This window comes from Amycolatopsis dongchuanensis, from assembly GCF_039542405.1.
Lineage (GTDB): Bacteria > Actinomycetota > Actinomycetes > Mycobacteriales > Pseudonocardiaceae > Amycolatopsis_E > Amycolatopsis_E sacchari.
In genome coordinates, this window is the sequence record NZ_BAABIB010000179.1 from 1 (window position 1) to 579 (window position 579).

The 579-nt window shown below is 67.9% G+C and carries 2 pseudogenes; both read right to left on the reverse strand.

Features of this window, described 5'->3' with window-relative positions:
• Positions 1-209 (reverse strand): annotated as a pseudogene (locus ABFX51_RS39325) (hypothetical protein); the annotation flags it as partial.
• Between the two features lie 59 nt (positions 210-268).
• Positions 269-535: pseudogene (locus ABFX51_RS39330) on the reverse strand (transposase); the annotation flags it as partial.
• Positions 536-579: the final 44 nt, after the last annotated feature.

Genomic DNA, 579 nt, shown 5'->3' on the forward strand with positions numbered 1-579 from the left:
GCCCCGTAGACGCCGTAATTCTCGCAGAACACGCGCTCGATCTCGGTGAGCAGTTCCGCTTCCCGCACAGCGCGTGCCGACGGTGCGCGCTTCTTGGCAGCCCAATACGTTCTCGGGGCGATCTGCACACCCGCATCGTTCAAGACCGCGCAGATCGACTCGACCCCGAGTTTCTTCCCCTCAACAACGCGCTCGCGGTGGCCGTCCACATAATCGACGACCGCCGCGAGCGGAACCTCCCGCCGCTGCGCGGAAACGTCCGGAGTTACTTGATTGTGCGGTCGAGCTCCGCGGCGGCGAAAAACGCCGAAGCCGTCTTCAGAATCTCGTTCGCGCGCCGCAACTCACGCACCTCCCGCTCCAGCTCAGCGATCCGCGTCGCATCGTCGCTGGTGCGGCCGGGCGACGCGCCGGCGTCGATCTCGGCGCGCTTGACCCATGTCCGCAAGGCCTCCGGGTGCACGTCCAACTGGCCCGCGACCCGGCGGATCGCCGCCATCCGCTGCCCCTCGGCCGCGATCGCGTCCAACGCCATCCGCGTCGCCCGCTCACGCAGCTCGTCGCTGTACTTCTTCGGTG